Consider the following 19,129-nt stretch of genomic DNA (forward strand, 5'->3'; position numbering starts at 1 on the left):
AGAAGCTCTTGGTGCAACAATTGATTATCAAAGAGGCTTAAAAGTAAACATTATAGATATTAAAACACCTAACCCTGATACTACTCCTGAAAAACTCCCCTTCCCAGAGCCAAACATTATAACAGTCTTTTACCCACAAACAAGGGGAGCATATGGAAGCTGGTTTAGGATAGAATTAAGAAATGTTGAAGAATATAAAGATTTAGGTCTTAATGTAACAACTAAGTTAATAGGTGGTGATCCTGATTGGCTTGTGTATAAAAAAGATGATTTTACCACTGCTAAAAAAGGAGATTATGTTATAATTGATAACATAGAAAAATATAGCAATAGAACATATGAAAGGCTTACACGAGCAAGAGATTTATATGATTTTGATATAAATGTCAGATCATTAAAACTTAATAGCACAAAAGATGAAATAGTTGCGTTTCCAAAAGAGGGAGATATATTGGTATTTCAAATAGACTTTACTGCAAATGGATACACTAAGACATATTTCCATAAAGTAAGGATTAGAGAAGATGTAAAAGACCTCTTTGCAGAAGATGGAAATATGAAATTAATTCCTTGGGATGAATGGTAAAATTTAATTTAAACGCCTTTAAGTTAAAAACTTAAGGGTGTTTTTTTATGTCTTTTTAAATGTATAAAAAGCATCAGTTTTTCGTATATATATTTAGATTAACTCTGTGAAATTTGCAGGGTTAAAATAAATTGGGAGGTGTATACACACGAATAAATTAAGAAGAAAATTAAATATTTTAATAGCCATAATGTTTATGGTTATATTTAGCTTAGGGGGTGTGGAGAGTGTCTTTGCAGAAGAACCTCCTCCAATAACTTACGATGAATATTTGGATATCTTAAGGGATAAGTACAAAGTAAAATTCGAAACCCCGAAAGCAAGATTTGAAGTAGTAATAAAAGATAGTGCAGGGAATATAAAAGAAAGAATATTTGTGGATGAAGAAAAAAGGGCTGATTACAGTATGATAAAGGGTAAAACCATGCATGACATAGAGATGTCTGCCTCCCCCTGTAAACAGGGGGAGGCAGACAAAATTATATTATACTATAGTGTTAGTATGATATAGATGAGTACTATTGTCTCGTGGAATTTATGTATAGAAAAAAAACATTAAATTTAAAAATATATAGAAAAATTCAATGAAGGAGATTCTAATTTTATGCTAAAATAGACTTTGACAAATTAAGGAGGGATTTTATGGAGAAAATTAAAAAAATTCCATTGCCAATTTCAGGGCTTATACTAGGGCTTGCGGCATGTGGGAATTTAGTACAAAGCCGTGGAGAAGTATATCGCAATATTTTTGGTATTATTAGTGCTGTACTTGCAATACTTTTGATTATTAAAATATTTGCTTATTTTGAGGATTCAAAAAAAGAATTGGAAAATCCAGTGGTAGCAAGCTCGTTTCCAACATTTAGCATGGCAATTATGATTTTAAGTACTTATTTAAAACCATATTCAGAACCAGCAGCAAGGGGATTATGGATAGTTGGTTTAGCATTTCATATCATATTGATAATTTGGTTTACAATTAATTTTGTATCAAAATTTGACATTAAAAAAGTATTTCCTTCATGGTTTATAGTTTATGTTGGGATTGTAGCAGGTTCAATTTCCTCTAAAGCATTTGGCTATGAGTCTATAGGGAGGATATTGTTTTATTTTGGATTAATCAGTTTTATAGTATTGTTGCCTGTAATAATAAAGAGAGTGTTTGTTGTTAAAGAAATACCTGAGCCAGCACTGCCAACTATTGCTATTATGACTGCGCCAGCAGGTTTGTTACTTGCAGGATATATGAATGTATTTGAAAATAAAAGTTATGCAGCAGTGTTAGCACTTTTAATAATTTCTCAAATTCTTTATATTTATGTACTAGCTAGATTGCCGAAGTTATTGAGCTTAAAATTCTATCCTTCTTATTCTGCATTTACTTTTCCAACTGTTATAACAGCGATAGGGATAAAGGGAGCTACTAATTATTTAAAAGGAGTTAATGAATCGTTGAGCTTTTTAACTTCAGTTGCATTAATAGAAGAAATAATTGCAGTTTTATTGGTTGTATATGTTTTAATAAGATACATTTCATTTATAAGTAAGAAAACAATTTCTAATTAAGGAGTGATATGATGACTAGAGAAGAATTAGTTAATCAAGTTAAAAATGAAGCAGAGGGCTATTTTCAAAGAGGGGAATTTTTCTGTTCTGAAGCCATTGTTAGAGCAATAAATAATTTTCTTGGTAAACCCTATGAAGATGACATAGTAAAAATGGCATCAGGTTTCCCTATCGGCATAGGAAAATCAGGTTGTCTATGTGGGGCAGTAAGTGGGGGAATCATGGCTTTGGGAATGGTTTATGGTAGAAATTATGGCGAAAAAATGGATGATGCAATGTTCCCTATATCAGCAGGATTACATGACTACATAAAAGAAGAATATGGCTCAACTTGCTGTAGGGTAATGACTAGACAGTGGGCTGGAGATAAATTCCAAAGTCCAGAAAGAAAGATGCATTGTGTAGAAATCACAGGAAAAGTTGCAGAATGGGTCGCAGATAAACTAATTGAAGACGGTAAAGTAGTAGTAGAATAAGAAAACACTGTATGGTTTAACCATACAGTGTTTTAATTTAAATCATATTTTTCATCTAGTGGTATCGCTTTGTTTATTATCGCACTTCCTAGACATATTTCTCCATCGTAGAATACTGCAACTTGACCTGGGGTTACTGCTTTTACAGGATACTCAAATTTTACATACAGTTTATCTTTTAGTTTCTCTACCACAACTGGTATATCTTTTTGCCTGTATCTAAATTTAGCAGTGCAATGCAAAGGAAATTCAGGCTCTTTTTCGCTGATCCACTTAGGTTCTTCACCAAACAATGATACTGAATAAAGCGCTTTATGTTCCTCACCTTGAGCTACATACAGTATATTTTTTTTCAAATCTTTGCCAACTACAAACCATGGCTCCCCACTTTTTATTCCACCTATTCCTATACCTTTTCTTTGGCCTATTGTGTAGTGAATAAGACCTGTGTGTTCGCCAATTTTTTCGCCATCAACATCAATTATATCCCCGGGAGTTGCAAGCAGGTATTTATCTAAAAATTTATCAAAATCTCTTTCTCCAATAAAACATATGCCGGTTGAATCTTTCTTTTTTGCAGTGTAGAGATTTGTTTCTTCTGCGATTCTTCGTACCTCTTCTTTAGTCAAATCTCCAATTGGAAAGATTGTCTTTGAAAGTGCTTTTTGACCAATTCTAGATAAGAAGTAGGATTGATCTTTATTTTTATCGACACCTCTTAACAAAAGATATTCTCCATTTTCTTCTTTAACTCTAGCATAATGACCCATAGCGATATAGTCAGCATCAAGGTTTAAAGCATAATCTAGAAATGCATTGAATTTTATCTCTTGATTGCACATCACATCTGGGTTAGGTGTTCTTCCTTTGTTGTATTCATCAAGAAAATAGCTAAAAACTCTATCCCAATATTCTTTTTCAAAGTTTATTGTATAACATGGTATGCCTAATTCAAATGCTACTCGCATTGCATCTTCTGCATCTTGAGTTGCTGTGCATACACCATCTTCATCTTTTTCATCCCAATTTTTCATAAACAATCCAATTACTTCATAACCTTGATTTTTAAGGAGCAAAGCAGAAACTGAAGAATCAACGCCTCCGCTCATGCCTAATATAACTCTTTTTTTCATTTACATCCCTCTTTTAAATTAAATATCACTTCATTAATGAAGTGATAAATTTATTCTTTAATTATATTAACATTTTCATATTTAGACTACAAGCATAATTAATTGAAAAAAACTTTATTCAGTGGTAGACTTTTATTATGACAAAGGGTGGGGGTGGCAAAGTGAAACTAAAACAAATAAAAAGAATATGGATTTTTGACGGTATTTTAGCAATATTATCTTTGATAATAATTTTTAGATTATGGGGATATTTTTCTAGAGTAATCAATCCTTTCATATATGCAATGGTATTAGCTTACATTTTAAATCCGTTAGTTAATATATTGGAAAGAAGAAATATAAAAAGAAAATGGGGAGTTCTGATAATTTTTGCAATTATACTGGTAGTTCTATCATTATTTTTTGCATTAGTAATACCAAAAACCGTGAGTGACTTAACTGGATTTATACGGGACATACCTAATATTGTGATGTTTGTTCAAGAGTGGTTTGATGATTTGCGAAATGAAAATTTTGGAGCAGTGATTTTAAAATTGGAAGAATACATTAATTTAGACAGTCAGTTAGAAAACTTATCTAAATATATCCAATCTAGTTTAGAAAATATAGTATCTTTTTTAGTTGCATCAACAGCTACATTATTTGATTTGTTAATGACACCTATCATAACTTTTTATTATTTAAAAGACAAAGATAAAATATTAAACTTTTTAAAGAATATAATTCCTAATAAAATTTATCCAGAAGTTGAAAAAGTAGCTGGCGATATGAATAGGATACTAGGCGGTTTTATCAGAGGACAGTTAATAATCGCTCTTATAGTTGGAATATTAACAGGAATAGCAGCTGCTTTGCTAGGAGTACCTTATGCAATTACCATTGGGATACAAGCTGGTTTGACTAATATTATTCCGTATTTTGGCCCTTGGATAGGGGGAATATTGCCTGTGATTTTAGCGCTGATGATAAGCCCGATTAGAGCATTGTGGATGGTACTTGCAATTGTAATTATTCAACAAGGCGAATCAGACTTAATATCTCCACAGATTATGGCTCGTTCAGTTGGACTCCATCCATTACTAGTGATGTTTTCTGTTTTATTCTTTGGATCGATTTTTGGGATTATAGGGTTAATAGTCGGAGTACCACTAATGGCTATTCTGATAAATATCGGGAAATACATCATAGAATATAGAAATAAATTAAGAGAAAATCCCACTAAATAAATTTAATATTTTACTTCTTCTAAGAATAGACCATGAGCCGGCGCTGTAAATCCAGCTTCGGCTCTATTTTTAGAGTCAAATAGATCATATATAGTGTTTAGATCTCTTATTCCTTTTCCAACTTCTATAATAGTTCCTGCCAATATTCTCACCATATTATATAGAAAACCGTCTGCTTCAAACCTTATGCAAATAAATGGAGATTTATGTTCAATTTCTATCGAATGAACAGTTTTTATTGTTGATTTATTTTTGCTTTTTACAGATGAAAAAGCTTTATAATCATGTTTACCAATCAGTAACTTACTTGCATTTAACATGTTGTCAATATTTAATTTATCTGAGATATGGTAGCTATATTTTCTATAAAAAGGTGATTGATAAAAATCATTATATATATAATATGAATAAACTTTACTTTTTGCATTGTACCTTGCGTGAAATCTTTCTGAAGCTTCTTTTGCATCTTTAACTACTATATCTTTTGGTAGATATATATTCATATAATAAACAAAGTCATCCATGGTAATTTCACTGTTAGTCTTAAAATTTGCTACTTGACCTTTAGCATGAACTCCTGCATCTGTTCTTCCTGAGCCTATTAATGATATATCTTCATTTAGTATTAGTTTTATTGTTTTTTCAATTTTTGATTGAATAGTGTTTTCGGTGTTTCTTAATTTCTGCCATCCTTGATACTTGCTACCATCATATTCTAAAATCATCTTTATATTTTTCATATTTCACCTCTAATTAAATGTGAAGCCTTCACCTTCAACTTCAGTTATATGTGATACTGCTATAAAAGCCTTATTGTCAATGCTTCTTATATAATCTCTAATTCTTACATATTCATTTCTAGAAACTATGGTATTGATAATCTTTCGTTCTTCTTTCGAATATCCTCCAATTGCTAAATAGATTGTAGTACCCCTGCCAATTTCATTCAATATGAAGTCGTTTATATTATCAAGCTCTTTTGATATTATGGTCATATTCATTTTTACATTGAAACCAGAGATGATTTTGTCTATGACAAAAGAGTTTATAACAATACCTAATAAAGCATACATTCCTAATCTAGCACCATATACAAAACTTGCAAAAAGAACTATTAAAAAGTCTGCAATCAATAGTGATTTGCCCATGGCTATTCCTGTATATTTATTTATAATTTTTGCGATAATATCTGTACCACCAGTGGATGCATCCTGATTAAATACTATACCCATACCAATTCCAGTTATCAATATTCCAAATATTAGGTTGATGAATAAATCATCTGTAAAAGGTTCATTCATAGGAATTATTGTTTCAAATAATGCTATCATTGCTGAGAATGCAAAAGACGAATACACTGTGTATCCGCCAAAATCTCTACCTATTGCGATAAAAGCTAAAATAAATAGTATTACATTTAGAATTGCCAGTATAACTCCCATAGGTATAGAAGGCACTAAATAGTTTAAAATCATAGCTAATCCAGTAGCACCGCCGACTGCTAGATTAGAAGGCATAAGAAAGAAATAAAGTCCGATAGTCATTATGATTAAGCCTGTATTGATGTAAACAAATCTTTTTAAATTAAATTTCATAGTTATCTCCTCGCATATTAAATTTATGAATTAGAACAAATATAATATATCACAGAAAATAATTTTATAAAATAGTAATATCTACGTTGGGATATATGAGAAAATATGGGTATAAAGTCACTATAAATTATTAAATTTTAGGAGGGGTTTTTATGGATTATATAGAAATGGCTATTCAAATTGAAACCGATGGTGAGACTTTTTATAAAGAACAAGCAGATAAATATGAAGGAAAAGAAATATCTAAAGTGTTTAGATTGCTATCGAACGAAGAAAGAAAACATAGAGAATTACTAGAGAATTTTTCAAAGAAAATTGATTATACTATACCAGAAGCTAAAGAAGAGATCGATTTTGATTATTTATTTAAAAACGAAGAGGACTTTAAGATTGATACTGAAACAGACCCTAAACAAATAGATGTATATAGGTTTGCTCTTCAAAAAGAAAATGAAAGCATTGAATTGTATAATAAAATGAGAGAACTTGCAAAGGATGATGAAGAAAGAGTATTGCTAGATTTTTTAATAAAGCAAGAACAAAATCATTATAAATTATTTAACAATATTGTAGAATTGCTTAGAAAAGCAGAAGAGTGGGTAGAATCAGCAGAATTTGGCATAAGAGAAGAATACTAGAGGTGAAATTGATGGGGATGGACTTAGTGGTGATAGATTGCCAATATGATTTTATAGAAGGCAGCCTAGCATGTAAACATGCTAAAGAGGCTGTTAACGATATAATTGATTTTATCAACAACAATGATGTCAATGTTTATTATACATTGGATTGGCATACAGAAACTAACAAGAGCTTTGATATAAATGGGGGAGTATGGCCAGTTCATTGTGTTCAAAATCAAAATGGATCGAAATTAGATGATACATTTTATGAAAAATTAATAGATGTAGATAATAGACCAAATGATAAAAACATGTTTTATAAGGGTATAGATGATGAAATAGAGGAATATTCAGCATTTTATGCAAGGAATTCAAATGACCAAATATTAGGTGAAATACTTCAAAATGAAGTTGTTGTGTGTGGTATAGCCAGTGAATTTTGTGTAAGAGAGACTATTCTTGATTTATTAAATAGTGGTAGAAAAGTTAAGGTGTTTTTAAAAGGCATAGGTTATGTAGATGAGGATGGGCACAATAAAAACTTAGCTGATTTAGTAGAGAAAAGAGTTGATTTTATCTAAATAGGGGGGATTATATGCTAATAAAAGATATCATGACTAAAGAAGTTTATACCATTAAATTAAATGACACAGTAGAAGATTGTGCTAGGCTTTTTACTGAAAAAAACTTAAGTGGAGCTCCTGTAGTGGATGATGACGGCAATCTTAAAGGAATTGTTACAGAAGGTGATTTAATAAGAAGAGGAACAAATATAAAGGGACCAAAAGCGATAGAAATTCTAGGAGGGCTAATTTATTTGGACACTCCTAAAAGATTTTTTGAAGAATTGAAGAAGGATTTAGGTATTTTTGTGCAAGATGTAATGACTGATGAAGTAATAACAATCAATGAAAATGCTACTGTAGAAGAAGCAGCAACCTTGATGGTAGAAAAAAAGGTAAAGAGACTCCCTGTTTTAGATGATCAAAATAGATTGGTTGGAATAATTTCTAGAAAAGATATAATGAATTACTTATTTCCAAAAGGCTCTGAATGATTTCAGAACCTTTTATTTTTAGTTGTATTTTTGTTATCATTAAGTTAGTATGATTAGTATATTTCACATAAATTTAAAGGGGATAATGATGAATTTTTTTAAAAATTTAGCTGGAAAGGTTATTTATGGAATAGCTAAGGCGATTTCATACATTTTTGATTTTTTTATTTGGATATTTCAAACAATAGTTAACTTGATTATTGGTTTAGGAAGAATATTATTGACTCTTATTGCTATGGGGGGAATATTAGTAATATTTCTTTTATTTTCACCAATTGGAATAGCATTGTTATTTAATCCTATAACAATAATAGTCATTACTTTATTTATTGTAATCCCTATTTTAGGGAAAAAATTTATATCCTATTTACAATACTTAAAATATATTGTAACTGAGTATTTGTTTGACTTAAGTAAATATCTTACTGAAGAGAAAGCAGAATATAAATCATTTAATGAGTACGGCAAAAAATACAGGCATATGGAAGAGGAACGAGAAAGAAAGGAAAGAGAAGAAAGACAAAGAAGAGAAAGGGAAGCTTGGGAAGAAAGATTTAGGCAGTGGCAAGAGTATCAGAGCTACAACAGGGGATATCAGGGCTATTATCAGAATACAAGTGGGCAATACAATGGTACAACTTATCAAAATCCTGCGACAGAATTTATCAGTAAATACGAAAATAGTTGCAAATTATTAGGATTATCGCCTGATACAGATATTTATCAAGTAAAATTAGCTTATAGGAAAAAAGCTAAAGAGTATCATCCGGATCTTAATAAATCTCCTGATGCTACTAGAAAATTTCAAGAAATAAATGATGCATATGAATTTTTAACTGAAGAAAATATTGAAAGATATAAAAACATAAAAAAGGGAGCAAATTGAAATGCATAGATATGCTTATTCGTTTGAAAGTAAAATTGGGAAACTAAATATATATCAAATTGAAAACAAAATAGTACGAATTGAATACAATGAAGACATGATAGCGAATTCATATGAAATGGAGATGACTCCTTTAATAAAAAAGACAGTTAAAGAATTAGAAGAATATTTTAATGGGGATAGAAAAATGTTTACGATTCCTATTGGATTAAGTGGGACTGAATTTCAAATAAAAGTCTGGAATGAATTGTTGAAAATACCTTTCGGGGAAACAAAGACATATCGTGAAATTGCAAAGTCCATAGGCAACGATAAAGCTTATAGAGCTGTTGGTGGAGCAAACAATAAAAATCCTATCCCTATAATAGTACCATGTCATAGAGTAGTAGGTGCAGATAAATCACTTGTTGGATATAAAGGAGGACTTGATATAAAGAAAGCCCTCCTTGAGATTGAAAAAATTTATTAATAATATAGCTTGTTGAGCATTATTTCCAAAATTTCCTTGTCAACATCTTTCATTCCTTTAGAAGTTACGGACTTCAGATTTTCAATAGATTTTTCTGGACTGTTTCCGAGTATGCCATTGTCACTAGGGATAGAAACACCTGAAATAGCTAGGTTGGAAGCTTCTATGGCTGCTGTAACAGAAATAGATAGTTTATAAGCGCACCCTGTTTTTGCTCCATCACAGAACATACCTGATACACCTGCAAGAGTATTGTTTATACTCGATTTTATTTGACTATCATTGCCTCCATTAAGCATGGTAAGACCTGCACTTAGCCCAACCCCAGATGCAACAGAACAACCACATATTGGATTTAGTGTGCCTATATGTGCTTTAACATATATTGTTATTAAGTGACTAAGTGTAATTGCACGAATGATTTCTTCGTATGGTTTGCCCAGTTCTTCTCCTATAACAGCCAATGGTACAATAGCTACTAAACCATGGTTTCCACTACCTGCAGAGCTCATAACAGGCAATGGATAACCTGACATCCTTGCTTCTGATGCACTTACAGTTAGAGCTTTCGCTTTTTTATATACATCACCGATATCACTCATATATACTCTACTCATACCAATTCCAAGATTTTGGGTCGCTCCAATATTAGCTAAACGCAAATTAAGATCAATACCTTCTTTTATAAAATCCAGTGCTTTTATGTCTATATTTCTAGAGAAATTTATAAGGTCGCTAATAGTAAAATTCAATATTTCATCTCTTAAATTTATTTTATCTGATAAATCATTTTCGTTTTTTATTACATGTCCATTTAACGACTCATAACAGATATTTTTATGGTTTTCTTTGACAATAACCTTAGAGAAGTTATTTTTATAATAGGCGTCTATTTCTATGTAAAAGAATTTTTTGTCAAAATCTACATCTATTTTTATCTTATTTTGTGAGATTATACTTTTGGCTAAATCTAAAGTATCTTCATCTACATTGTTTAAAACCTCAAGCTTATCTGAAGAACTTCCTTTAACCATTGCAATTGCACACGCCATTAAAAGTCCTTTCTCATCAGTATAGGGAATACCAACGTTCATGGCATTTTTAAGAATATTCGTATTTACACGGACTTCTAAACTTTCGACTTTTCCACCTAATATTTCTCTTGCTCGAGCTACTGCCATCGCTACAGCTGCTGGCTCTGTACAACCTAATGATTTAAATACTTGATTTTTTAAAATAGACAACAATTTATCATCCAAAAATATCCCCCCCTCATAATAAAATTATTAGCTCGTTGCAGAACTCTACAACTCGCATTAATACTACATTTTATATATTGAAATGGCTGGATTCCCCCCATTTTGGGTATATATTCATTAATTAGATGTATATAACTCAAAATAATTTTAGAAAGGAGAATCCTATGCCAGTTTCAGCTAAACAATTAAATCTTTGTGATATTTCTACTGACTTTGATAAATTTTATAATCAAAATCAAAACAATCTGCTTAATTTATTAAATCAATTCATTAATATTAGTGATTATATCCCTTTTTCCTTTTACCAAAAATATTATGCTCATTTTGGTACTAAAAGAGATTTCACTCTAGAATCCATGATTTACGCGTTTATTCTCAAAAACATACTAGCCATACCCTCAATAGAGCTATTAATTTCACTGCTACATATATCTTCTGAAATGCGTCAATTTTGTGGATTTCTTAAGGTTCCTCATAAGTCTCAGTTTTCAAGGTTTAAAGATAACTACCTAGAAAATTTAAATGATTTATTTAATAACCTAGTTGATGTAACTGAAGAAATTTCAAAGGAAATTAATCCTTTCTTAGCTTCTATCTTAATTACTGATACTACTGGATTTGAAGCTTATGTTACTGAGAATAATCCTAAGTTTTATCAATCTCAACTTAAAAAAGCTAAGACTTATGCTAAGTTATTTGCTAAGAATAATCCTGATTCAACTTTTGATGTTGAAAAATATGCTCAAGGTCAAATGCCTAAGTCTGCTAATTCCAATCCTGATATGAAGTTAGCTTATCTTAATGGTCATTTTGGATACTTCCAAAAATGTATTATCTCTACCAATGCCCTTGGTGTTGTTAGAAATGTTAATTTCTATGATGCGGATAACAATCTAGAAAAAGATTTAAGACCACAAGATATTAAGGATAATTACGATGCTAAATCTTTGATTCCATCTCTAGAAACCTATTTCCAACTGCATCCTAATTTTTCATATAAATATTTCTTGGGCGATGCTGGTTTTGATGCTGATGATAATTATGCGTATCTGCATGAAAAAAACATTATGCCTATTATCTCTTTAAATCCACGTAATTCACCTAGTTTACCACAACCTGGATTTAATGAAGTAGGAGTTCCTCTTTGTCCATATGATTCTTCTTTACCTATGATTTACGATGGTATCACTCGTGAAAAAGGTAGAGCTGATAGAATAAAGTATATATGTCCAAAGGCTAAGAAAATTAATGTTAAAGGTAAAATCAGCTATATACTAAATTGTGAAAATCCATGTACCAATTCAAAGTGTGGAAGAATTAAGCAAATTACTATACATCATAATTATCGATTTAATTCTTCTATTCCTCGCGATAGCTTGAAGTGGCAGAAACTATACAAACTTAGAACTATCTGTGAAAGATCCATTTGTCAAATTAAGAATTTCATTCAACTTAAATCATCAAGAGTTAGAAATACCGTATCTCTAAAATCAGATATTTTACTTGCTTGTATTTCTCAACTAATCGCTTTTATACTTATATTTAAAACTAAAAACTATGATAATCCTCTTGCTATTAAATCTTTAATTGCTTAATCTTAGTCAACTAAATATTAATTCTAAAAGGTTGAGTTAAACCTTTGTTTTTCTATACTCTTTTTTTGTTGATATATTAATATCTTTGATAATTTTAAGCTAATTCCTGTGGATAACTCTAAATTTACATTCTGCAACTATCTAAATAAAATTATACAATATTTAAGTCAAATAGTTATATAGGAATTTAGTTATATTTGGTAATTTTAATTCTCGTTGATTGTTTAATTAAATAGAAAAGTTTGTGTTTTTTGTTGATTATTTTGCTAAGCTATATTAGTATAATAAATTAAATGGAGGCGATGTGATGGAAATATTAAAAAAAATGATACTTGAACACGGTACAGTTAGAGGAAATAATATAGTAATGGTAGACTCTTTTTTAAATCATAAATTAGATATAAGTTTGTTAAATGAAATAGGCAAGGAGTTTTACGAGAGATTTAAACACAAAAATATCAACAAAATATTGACCATAGAAGCTTCTGGTATTGCTATAGCAGCAATTACTGCACAATATTTCAATGTAGATGTGGTGTTTGCAAAAAAGACTATATCTACAAATTTAGATGATAATACATATGAGAGCAAAGTTTATTCATTTACTAAGAATGAAACCTACACAGTTCGTGTTGCTAAGAAATTTTTAGATAAGGAAGATAAAATATTGATAATTGATGATTTTTTAGCAAATGGAAAAGCATTAGAAGGTCTTATTGATATTATAGATCAAGCAAATGCTACAATAGAGGGGATAGGGATAGTAATTGAGAAAGGCTTTCAAGATGGAGGAAAACTAATCAGAGACAGAGGATTTAATTTAGAATCACTTGTTATTATAGATGATATTAAATCTAACAAAGTGGTTTTTAGAAATTGATTTATTATTTCCCATTATGATAGCTCAAATCAGAATACAAGAATTAAGAAAAAGAAATTTTTATAAAAAACAGCTACTAATAAAATATTGTGTATAAGATAAGTCTAGCCAAAAGGCTAGACTTAAAATATATACAGTACAAATATTAAAATTTAGCTCACAAACCTTATTATAGTAGGCAGATATAGCATTATTATTGCTATAACCGAAGATACATAGAAAAACACTTTTGTAGATTTTGAAGCCTTCTTTTTTTCTAATTGAGTATAGCCTTTATAAATCAAGATCCCTGTTATCAAGACGAATAAAGGTTTATATTGAGTCATATTTGAAAAATAAGCACTTCCTAAAGACCCTAGACCTAGGGTTGCTAATATAAGCGTACCACTTCAGCAAAGGCTAGCAAATAGAGCTGTTAATATTGATGATAAACCCATTAATTTCTCTTTCATATAGCACCTCCATACCCATACGGGGTTTGTTATATTATAACATCTTAAATGCTTTTATACAATATTGTTTATAAGTGTTTATAATAGGTTAAATGTGGTAATTATTATATAAGACAGTTTAATATTGACTACGAATAATAAAGGGGGAGATGCTGATGAAAAGACTTGAACTCAATACTATAATGAATTTGTCTAATTTCGAAGGAAGGGCATTGATATCTATTTATATGCCTACCTTTAGAGCTGGCATCGAAGTAAACCAAAATAGAATTATTTTAAAGAATAGACTTAATGAGGTAGAAAAGAAATTATCTAGTCTAGGCTATAACAAAAGAGATATAGATAATTTATTAAAACCAGCAAACAGATTAGTAGATGAAACTATATTTTGGCAATATCAAGAAGATGGACTAGCAATATTTTTATCAGATGATTTCTTTACTTATTTTTCACTTCCTGTGAAATTTAAAGAATTGTCTATTGTATCAAATAGATTTTATATAAGACCACTATTAAAATATTTTACTCAATTATCAGATTTTTATATCTTAACACTTAGTCAAGAGGAAGTTAACTTATATGAAGCTACTCCTTTTGAGATAAATAAAATAGAAGCTCCTCAGATAGATGAGTTGGTAAGAGATTTTGTCCCAGGTAATGAATTACATCAAGAAGCAACTAGTCCCAAAGGTGCTGCAAGAGGATTTGGTGGCAGAATGCACAGTCTTCATGAACTGAGCAAAACTGAGAAAATTGAGTTATCCAATTTATTTAGAAATATAGATAAGGAAGTTTGCAAACTAATCAGTGACACAAAAAAACCTTTGATTATTTACAGTGTTGAATATATATACTCTATGTACAAGGAAGTAAGTTCATATAAAAACATATTAGATGAATATATCAAAGGCAGCCCAATAGGTGTAAAACCAAAAGAAGTTCATGAAAAAGCAGTAGAAATATATTCAAAAATAATACAAAATCATATAGATAAAGATAAAAATCGATTATTAGAATTGAAAAATGCTAATCCACAACTCGTTTGTGAAGAAGCAAAAGAACTAGTAAAATTAAGTTATAGCGGAAATGTCGAAACTCTTTTTGTAGCAGAGGATTATCAACTGTTTGGGAAGTTTGATGAAGAAAAATTTGAAGTAGAAGTAACTAATGAAGAAGTCGGTTCAAATACAGATTTATTGGATTATATAGCTCTTAAGACATTGTTTAATGGTGGAAAAGTTTATGTAATGGAGAAAGAAAATCTACCTGTAGAAAAACCTATATCAGCAATATTAAGATATTAAAAGCTAGGCCATATGGTCTAGCTTTTAATCATTTTAAAATTTATTCTTTACAAAAAAAGCATTTTAATATAAACTATAAATATATTGTACAAACGATTGCACAAAGTTATTGAAAGTGGGTGTAACACCTTGAAAAAAAGGACAAGTGGGATCTTGATGCATATTTCGTCACTGCCAAGTGAATATGGAATTGGCGATTTTGGTAAGGAGGCTTACGATTTTGCTGATTTTTTGGAAAAAGCAGGTCAAAATAATTGGCAAATACTTCCGTTAGGTGTAACAGGTTTTGGAGATAGTCCTTATCAATGTTTTTCGGCTTTTGCTGGAAATCCATACTTTATAGATTTAAACGAATTTATTGACCTAGGCTATTTAACTTTAGATGAAATTAAAAAAGAAGATTTAGGCGATGATAGTTTATCTGTAGATTATGGAAAGCTATATGTAGGCAAATATAAATTACTAAGGCTAGCTTTTGATAGAGCTAAAAAAAATCTAAAGTCGGAATTAGAGGCTTTTTATTTAAAAAATGAGGAATGGCTGAGAGAATTTGCTTTATTCATGGCATTAAAAGATGAATTTAATGGTCTATCATGGCTTAAGTGGCCCGATGAATTTAGAAAATTTAACAGTAAAAAAGTCATTGAATTTGAAAAAAACAACAGGGAAAAGATAGAGTTTTGGATATTTACCCAATATTATTTTGAAAAACAGTGGCTTAAATTGAAGAAATATGTAAATGGAAAAGGAATAAAAATAATTGGTGATTTACCAATCTATGTATCAGAAGATAGCTCGGATTTGTGGGCACATCCATCTATTTTCAATTTAGACGAAAATTTAGTTCCAAAAACAGTTGCAGGAGTACCACCTGATGCATTTACTAGCACAGGACAACTATGGGGAAATCCAATATACAACTGGGATGAAATGGAAAGAGATGGGTATAGGTTCTGGGTGCGAAGAATAAAACATAGTTTCAATTTATTTGACACCTTAAGAATAGATCACTTTAGAGGATTTGAGTCATATTGGGAAGTACCATATGGTTCTGTTGATGCAGTAAATGGTAAATGGGTCAAAGGTCCTGGAATGAAGCTTTTCAATAAAATCAAAGAAGAACTTGGAGATTTAGATATAATTGCTGAAGATCTGGGATATCAAACTGACGAAGTTATAAAGTTGATTGAAGATACTGGTTTCCCAGGGATGAAAATATTACAATTCGCATTTGATCCAAAAGGTGATAGTGAAAATTTACCACACAACTTAATTAGAAATGCAACCTTTTATACTGGTACCCATGACAATAAAACAGTAAAAGACTGGTTTGATACAGCTCCAGAGGAAGAAAAAGATTTTGCTATAAAATATCTAAAATTAGACGAAAAAGAAGGATACAATTGGGGACTCATAAGAGGCGTATGGGCATCAACTGCTTATTTAGCAGTTTGCCAAATGCAAGATTTTTTAAACCTTGGCGAAGAAGCAAGAATGAATACACCAGCAACATTAGGGGATAACTGGAAGTGGAGAATAGATAAGTCTATGCTAACTGATGAGCTGGCCGAATCTATAAGAGAGTTGACTAAGACTTATAGGAGGGAACAATTTGATTAATCACGAAGATTTAAAAAGTAGAATTGAGATATATTCAATGACAACTTTTGGAAGTAGATTTAAAGATTTAGATAATAATGAAAAATATGTAGCATTATCAAAAGCTCTTATGGAAACAGTACTGCCTATTTGGAATGATTCAATAGAAAAGAGCGAAGAAAAAAAGAAAGCATATTATTTTTCCTCTGAGTATTTATTAGGCAGATTTTTAGACAACAATTTGATAAATCTAAGAGTAAAAGATGAAGTTGACAAGATTCTAAGCGATTTAGGTATTAATTATTCTGAAATAGAGGAATCAGAACAAGATCCTGCGCTTGGCAACGGTGGATTAGGAAGGCTTGCGGCGTGTTTTCTAGATTCAGCTGCTACTTTAGGTTATCCGCTAGATGGATATGGAATTAGGTATGACTTCGGACTGTTTAAACAACAATTTATCAATGGAGAACAGGTAGAGGTCGCAGATAACTGGACTAAATACGGAGATCCATGGGGTATTAGGAAAGTTAAAGAAACAGTATATGTAAGTTTTGATCATACTGTAATTAAGGCTGTGCCATATGATTACCCTATTATAGGATATGATAAGAAATTAATTAATACACTTAGACTTTGGAAAGCAGAATCATTAGATGAATTTGACTTTAAAGCTTTTAATGATCAAAATTATGATTTAGCTGTTAAAGAAAAAAATGATGCTGAGAATATCGCAAAAGTCTTATATCCTAATGACTCATTTGAAGAAGGTAAAAAATTGAGGTTGAAACAAGAATATTTCTTTGTTTCTGCATCTTTACAAGATTTAATCAGAAAGTTCAAGAAAAAAAATCGCAATTTACATGAATTCTATAAATACCATTCAATACAATTAAATGATACACATCCTGCAGTAGCAGTACCAGAGCTGATTAGATTGTTGATATCAGAAAACATTGATTTTGATGAAGCATTAAGCATAGCTCAAAAAACATTTGGGTATACAAACCATACTTTAATGGCAGAAGCACTTGAGCAATGGCCAATAAAGTACTATGAAGAATTGTTACCGAATGTTCTAGAAATAATTAAAAAAATTAATGATAAGCTTATCAAAGAAATAAAAAGCATGGGCGTTAAAGATGAGGATGTATATAAATATGAGATAATACACAATGGCAATATCAAAATGGCTTGGCTCGCAATATATGGCTCTAAATCAGTTAACGGGGTTGCGAAACTTCATACTGATTTGCTAATCAAAAAGGAATTAAATGATTGGTACAAACTATATCCTGAAAAATTTAACAATAAAACTAATGGTATAACTCAAAGAAGATGGCTTTTGCAAGCAAATCCAGAATTATCAAATTTGATAACTCGTCTGCTCAACACAGAAGAATGGATTGTAGATTTAAATAAATTAAAGGGTTTAGAAAAATTTGCTGATGATAGTGAAGTGCTTGAAGAATTCATAAAAATTAAAAAGACTAAGAAAGAGCAATTAGCTCGATATATAAAAGAAGTAGAAGGCATTGAAATATCACCAGATTCCATTTTTGATGTTCAGGTAAAGAGAATACATGAATATAAAAGACAACTTTTAAATGCTTTTCATATTTTAGATCTTTATTTTAGAATTAAAGAAAATCCAAACTTGGATATTTATCCTAGAACATTTATTTTTGGAGGCAAAGCAGCACCTGGTTACTATAGAGCTAAAGGAATCATTAAATTCATCAATGATATTGCAAACTTAGTTAACAATGACCCTGATGTAAATAATAGAATAAAGGTAGTTTTCGTTCAAGATTATAGAGTTTCTTATGCTGAAAAGATAATGCCTAGTGCAGACATTTCTGAGCAAATATCTACAGCAGGTAAAGAAGCTTCGGGTACTGGGAATATGAAACTAATGCTTAACGGAGCACCAACTATCGGTACTTTTGATGGAGCAAATATAGAGATAGTTGAGGAAGCAGGAGAAGAAAACAATTTTATTTTTGGATTAAGAGTTGAGGAAATTCAAAGCCTAGCGGCTAATTATAATCCAAAAGAGATATATCAGTCAAATCGAAGGTTAAAAAGAGTTGTTGATACTTTAATCGATGATACATTCGAGGATAAGACGGGAGTATATAAAGATATATACAATTCATTAATCAATGGTACAAGCTGGGAAAGACCTGATGTCTACTTTGTTTTGGCAGACTTCCAAAGCTACTGTGAGATGCAAGAAAAAGTAGATATTGCATACAAAGATAGATTAAATTTTGCTAAGAAAGCATGGTTAAACATAGCAAATTCGGGTAAATTTAGTTCAGATAGAACTATAAAAGAATATGCCAATGAAATTTGGAACATAGAGAGGATTTAATTTTCATGGGTCGTAAGACTTGCGGCCCTTGAAATTAAATTATATATTT

The 19,129-nt window shown here is 30.5% G+C and carries 19 protein-coding genes; 15 read left to right on the plus strand and 4 right to left on the minus strand.

The features are described from left to right. The 4 genes from ACTB1H_RS02750 to ACTB1H_RS02765 all read left to right on the plus strand — a co-directional run. On the plus strand, window positions 1-586 hold a 586-nt coding region (locus tag ACTB1H_RS02750; RefSeq protein ID WP_463261300.1), incomplete at its 5' end, for a hypothetical protein. 220 nt (window positions 587-806) lie between these two features. After that, the gene (locus ACTB1H_RS02755) at window positions 807-1,097 is read left to right on the plus strand and encodes a hypothetical protein (RefSeq protein ID WP_463261301.1); all 291 of its coding nucleotides are present in this window, start codon (window positions 807-809) and stop codon (window positions 1,095-1,097) included. 131 nt (window positions 1,098-1,228) lie between these two features. Further along, window positions 1,229-2,152, plus strand: coding sequence for a TDT family transporter (locus ACTB1H_RS02760; protein WP_463261302.1), 924 nt, complete (start codon window positions 1,229-1,231; stop codon window positions 2,150-2,152). Window positions 2,153-2,163: 11 nt separating this feature from the next. Next, window positions 2,164-2,628, plus strand: a complete 465-nt coding sequence (locus tag ACTB1H_RS02765; RefSeq protein ID WP_463261303.1) for a C-GCAxxG-C-C family protein — start codon at window positions 2,164-2,166, stop codon at window positions 2,626-2,628. Window positions 2,629-2,660: 32 nt separating this feature from the next. Here the strand turns inward: ACTB1H_RS02765 and mnmA are convergent, their stop codons facing one another. Further along, window positions 2,661-3,761, minus strand: a complete 1,101-nt coding sequence (gene mnmA, locus ACTB1H_RS02770) for a tRNA 2-thiouridine(34) synthase MnmA (protein ID WP_463261304.1) — start codon at window positions 3,759-3,761, stop codon at window positions 2,661-2,663. A gap of 161 nt (window positions 3,762-3,922) precedes the next feature. Here mnmA and ACTB1H_RS02775 point away from each other — a divergent pair, with 161 nt between their 5' ends. Continuing rightward, window positions 3,923-4,987, plus strand: coding sequence for an AI-2E family transporter (locus tag ACTB1H_RS02775; protein ID WP_463261305.1), 1,065 nt, complete (start codon window positions 3,923-3,925; stop codon window positions 4,985-4,987). Between the two features lie 2 nt (window positions 4,988-4,989). Here ACTB1H_RS02775 and truA read toward each other — a convergent pair whose 3' ends face one another. Further along, window positions 4,990-5,727, minus strand: coding sequence for a tRNA pseudouridine(38-40) synthase TruA (truA, locus tag ACTB1H_RS02780; RefSeq protein WP_463261306.1), 738 nt, complete (start codon window positions 5,725-5,727; stop codon window positions 4,990-4,992). A gap of 9 nt (window positions 5,728-5,736) precedes the next feature. Continuing rightward, window positions 5,737-6,582, minus strand: coding sequence for a YitT family protein (locus ACTB1H_RS02785; RefSeq protein WP_463261307.1), 846 nt, complete (start codon window positions 6,580-6,582; stop codon window positions 5,737-5,739). Window positions 6,583-6,734: 152 nt separating this feature from the next. Here ACTB1H_RS02785 and ACTB1H_RS02790 point away from each other — a divergent pair, with 152 nt between their 5' ends. The 5 genes from ACTB1H_RS02790 to ACTB1H_RS02810 all read left to right on the plus strand — a co-directional run bounded on the left by ACTB1H_RS02790 (window position 6,735) and on the right by ACTB1H_RS02810 (window position 9,617). Further along, a complete protein-coding gene (locus tag ACTB1H_RS02790; RefSeq protein WP_463261308.1) occupies window positions 6,735-7,220 on the plus strand; it encodes a ferritin-like domain-containing protein in 486 nt (161 codons plus the stop codon). 11 nt (window positions 7,221-7,231) lie between these two features. Further along, window positions 7,232-7,786 carry an isochorismatase family protein gene (locus tag ACTB1H_RS02795; RefSeq protein ID WP_463261309.1) on the plus strand — a complete coding sequence of 185 codons (555 nt, stop codon included), beginning with the start codon at window positions 7,232-7,234 and terminating at the stop codon, window positions 7,784-7,786. 14 nt (window positions 7,787-7,800) lie between these two features. Beyond that, window positions 7,801-8,262 (plus strand): CBS domain-containing protein, encoded by a 462-nt coding sequence (locus ACTB1H_RS02800; protein ID WP_463261310.1) that lies wholly within the window; start codon window positions 7,801-7,803, stop codon window positions 8,260-8,262. Between the two features lie 88 nt (window positions 8,263-8,350). Further along, window positions 8,351-9,148 carry a J domain-containing protein gene (locus tag ACTB1H_RS02805; protein ID WP_463261311.1) on the plus strand — a complete coding sequence of 266 codons (798 nt, stop codon included), beginning with the start codon at window positions 8,351-8,353 and terminating at the stop codon, window positions 9,146-9,148. 1 nt (window position 9,149) lies between these two features. Beyond that, complete coding sequence (locus tag ACTB1H_RS02810) at window positions 9,150-9,617, plus strand: methylated-DNA--[protein]-cysteine S-methyltransferase (RefSeq protein ID WP_463261312.1); 468 nt, start codon at window positions 9,150-9,152, stop codon at window positions 9,615-9,617. Here ACTB1H_RS02810 and ACTB1H_RS02815 read toward each other — a convergent pair. Continuing rightward, window positions 9,614-10,876 (minus strand): L-cysteine desulfidase family protein, encoded by a 1,263-nt coding sequence (locus tag ACTB1H_RS02815; RefSeq protein WP_463261313.1) that lies wholly within the window; start codon window positions 10,874-10,876, stop codon window positions 9,614-9,616. The genes ACTB1H_RS02810 and ACTB1H_RS02815 overlap by 4 nt on opposite strands. A 164-nt stretch (window positions 10,877-11,040) precedes the next feature. Between ACTB1H_RS02815 and ACTB1H_RS02820 the strand changes: the two genes are divergently transcribed. The 5 genes from ACTB1H_RS02820 to ACTB1H_RS02840 all read left to right on the plus strand — a co-directional run bounded on the left by ACTB1H_RS02820 (window position 11,041) and on the right by ACTB1H_RS02840 (window position 19,080). Beyond that, the gene (locus tag ACTB1H_RS02820; protein WP_463261314.1) at window positions 11,041-12,471 is read left to right on the plus strand and encodes a transposase; all 1,431 of its coding nucleotides are present in this window, start codon (window positions 11,041-11,043) and stop codon (window positions 12,469-12,471) included. 307 nt (window positions 12,472-12,778) lie between these two features. Beyond that, the gene (locus tag ACTB1H_RS02825; protein WP_463261315.1) at window positions 12,779-13,351 is read left to right on the plus strand and encodes a xanthine phosphoribosyltransferase; all 573 of its coding nucleotides are present in this window, start codon (window positions 12,779-12,781) and stop codon (window positions 13,349-13,351) included. A gap of 607 nt (window positions 13,352-13,958) precedes the next feature. Next, a complete protein-coding gene (locus ACTB1H_RS02830) occupies window positions 13,959-15,107 on the plus strand; it encodes a baeRF7 domain-containing protein (RefSeq protein WP_463261316.1) in 1,149 nt (382 codons plus the stop codon). 156 nt (window positions 15,108-15,263) lie between these two features. Beyond that, window positions 15,264-16,727, plus strand: a complete 1,464-nt coding sequence (gene malQ, locus ACTB1H_RS02835) for a 4-alpha-glucanotransferase (RefSeq protein WP_463261317.1) — start codon at window positions 15,264-15,266, stop codon at window positions 16,725-16,727. Then, window positions 16,720-19,080: a glycogen/starch/alpha-glucan phosphorylase gene (locus ACTB1H_RS02840; RefSeq protein WP_463261318.1), complete on the plus strand. Its 2,361-nt coding sequence runs from the start codon at window positions 16,720-16,722 to the stop codon at window positions 19,078-19,080. Before malQ ends, ACTB1H_RS02840 begins: the two co-directional genes overlap by 8 nt. The last annotated feature ends 49 nt before the right edge of the window (window positions 19,081-19,129 follow it).

This window comes from Soehngenia sp. (assembly GCF_055108775.1).

Excerpts from the sequence above, each read along its gene's own strand:
- ACTB1H_RS02790 (WP_463261308.1), top strand. The coding sequence starts at position 6,735 with ATGGATTATATAGAAATGGCTATTCAAATTGAAACCGATGGTGAGACT.
- ACTB1H_RS02830 (WP_463261316.1), top strand. The coding sequence starts at position 13,959 with ATGAAAAGACTTGAACTCAATACTATAATGAATTTGTCTAATTTCGAA.
- ACTB1H_RS02820 (WP_463261314.1), top strand. The coding sequence starts at position 11,041 with ATGCCAGTTTCAGCTAAACAATTAAATCTTTGTGATATTTCTACTGAC.
- ACTB1H_RS02795 (WP_463261309.1), top strand. The coding sequence starts at position 7,232 with ATGGGGATGGACTTAGTGGTGATAGATTGCCAATATGATTTTATAGAA.
- ACTB1H_RS02825 (WP_463261315.1), top strand. The coding sequence starts at position 12,779 with ATGGAAATATTAAAAAAAATGATACTTGAACACGGTACAGTTAGAGGA.
- mnmA (WP_463261304.1), bottom strand. The coding sequence starts at position 3,761 with ATGAAAAAAAGAGTTATATTAGGCATGAGCGGAGGCGTTGATTCTTCA.
- malQ (WP_463261317.1), top strand. The coding sequence starts at position 15,264 with ATGCATATTTCGTCACTGCCAAGTGAATATGGAATTGGCGATTTTGGT.
- ACTB1H_RS02760 (WP_463261302.1), top strand. The coding sequence starts at position 1,229 with ATGGAGAAAATTAAAAAAATTCCATTGCCAATTTCAGGGCTTATACTA.
- ACTB1H_RS02805 (WP_463261311.1), top strand. The coding sequence starts at position 8,351 with ATGAATTTTTTTAAAAATTTAGCTGGAAAGGTTATTTATGGAATAGCT.
- ACTB1H_RS02765 (WP_463261303.1), top strand. The coding sequence starts at position 2,164 with ATGACTAGAGAAGAATTAGTTAATCAAGTTAAAAATGAAGCAGAGGGC.
- ACTB1H_RS02785 (WP_463261307.1), bottom strand. The coding sequence starts at position 6,582 with ATGAAATTTAATTTAAAAAGATTTGTTTACATCAATACAGGCTTAATC.
- truA (WP_463261306.1), bottom strand. The coding sequence starts at position 5,727 with ATGAAAAATATAAAGATGATTTTAGAATATGATGGTAGCAAGTATCAA.
- ACTB1H_RS02810 (WP_463261312.1), top strand. The coding sequence starts at position 9,150 with ATGCATAGATATGCTTATTCGTTTGAAAGTAAAATTGGGAAACTAAAT.
- ACTB1H_RS02800 (WP_463261310.1), top strand. The coding sequence starts at position 7,801 with ATGCTAATAAAAGATATCATGACTAAAGAAGTTTATACCATTAAATTA.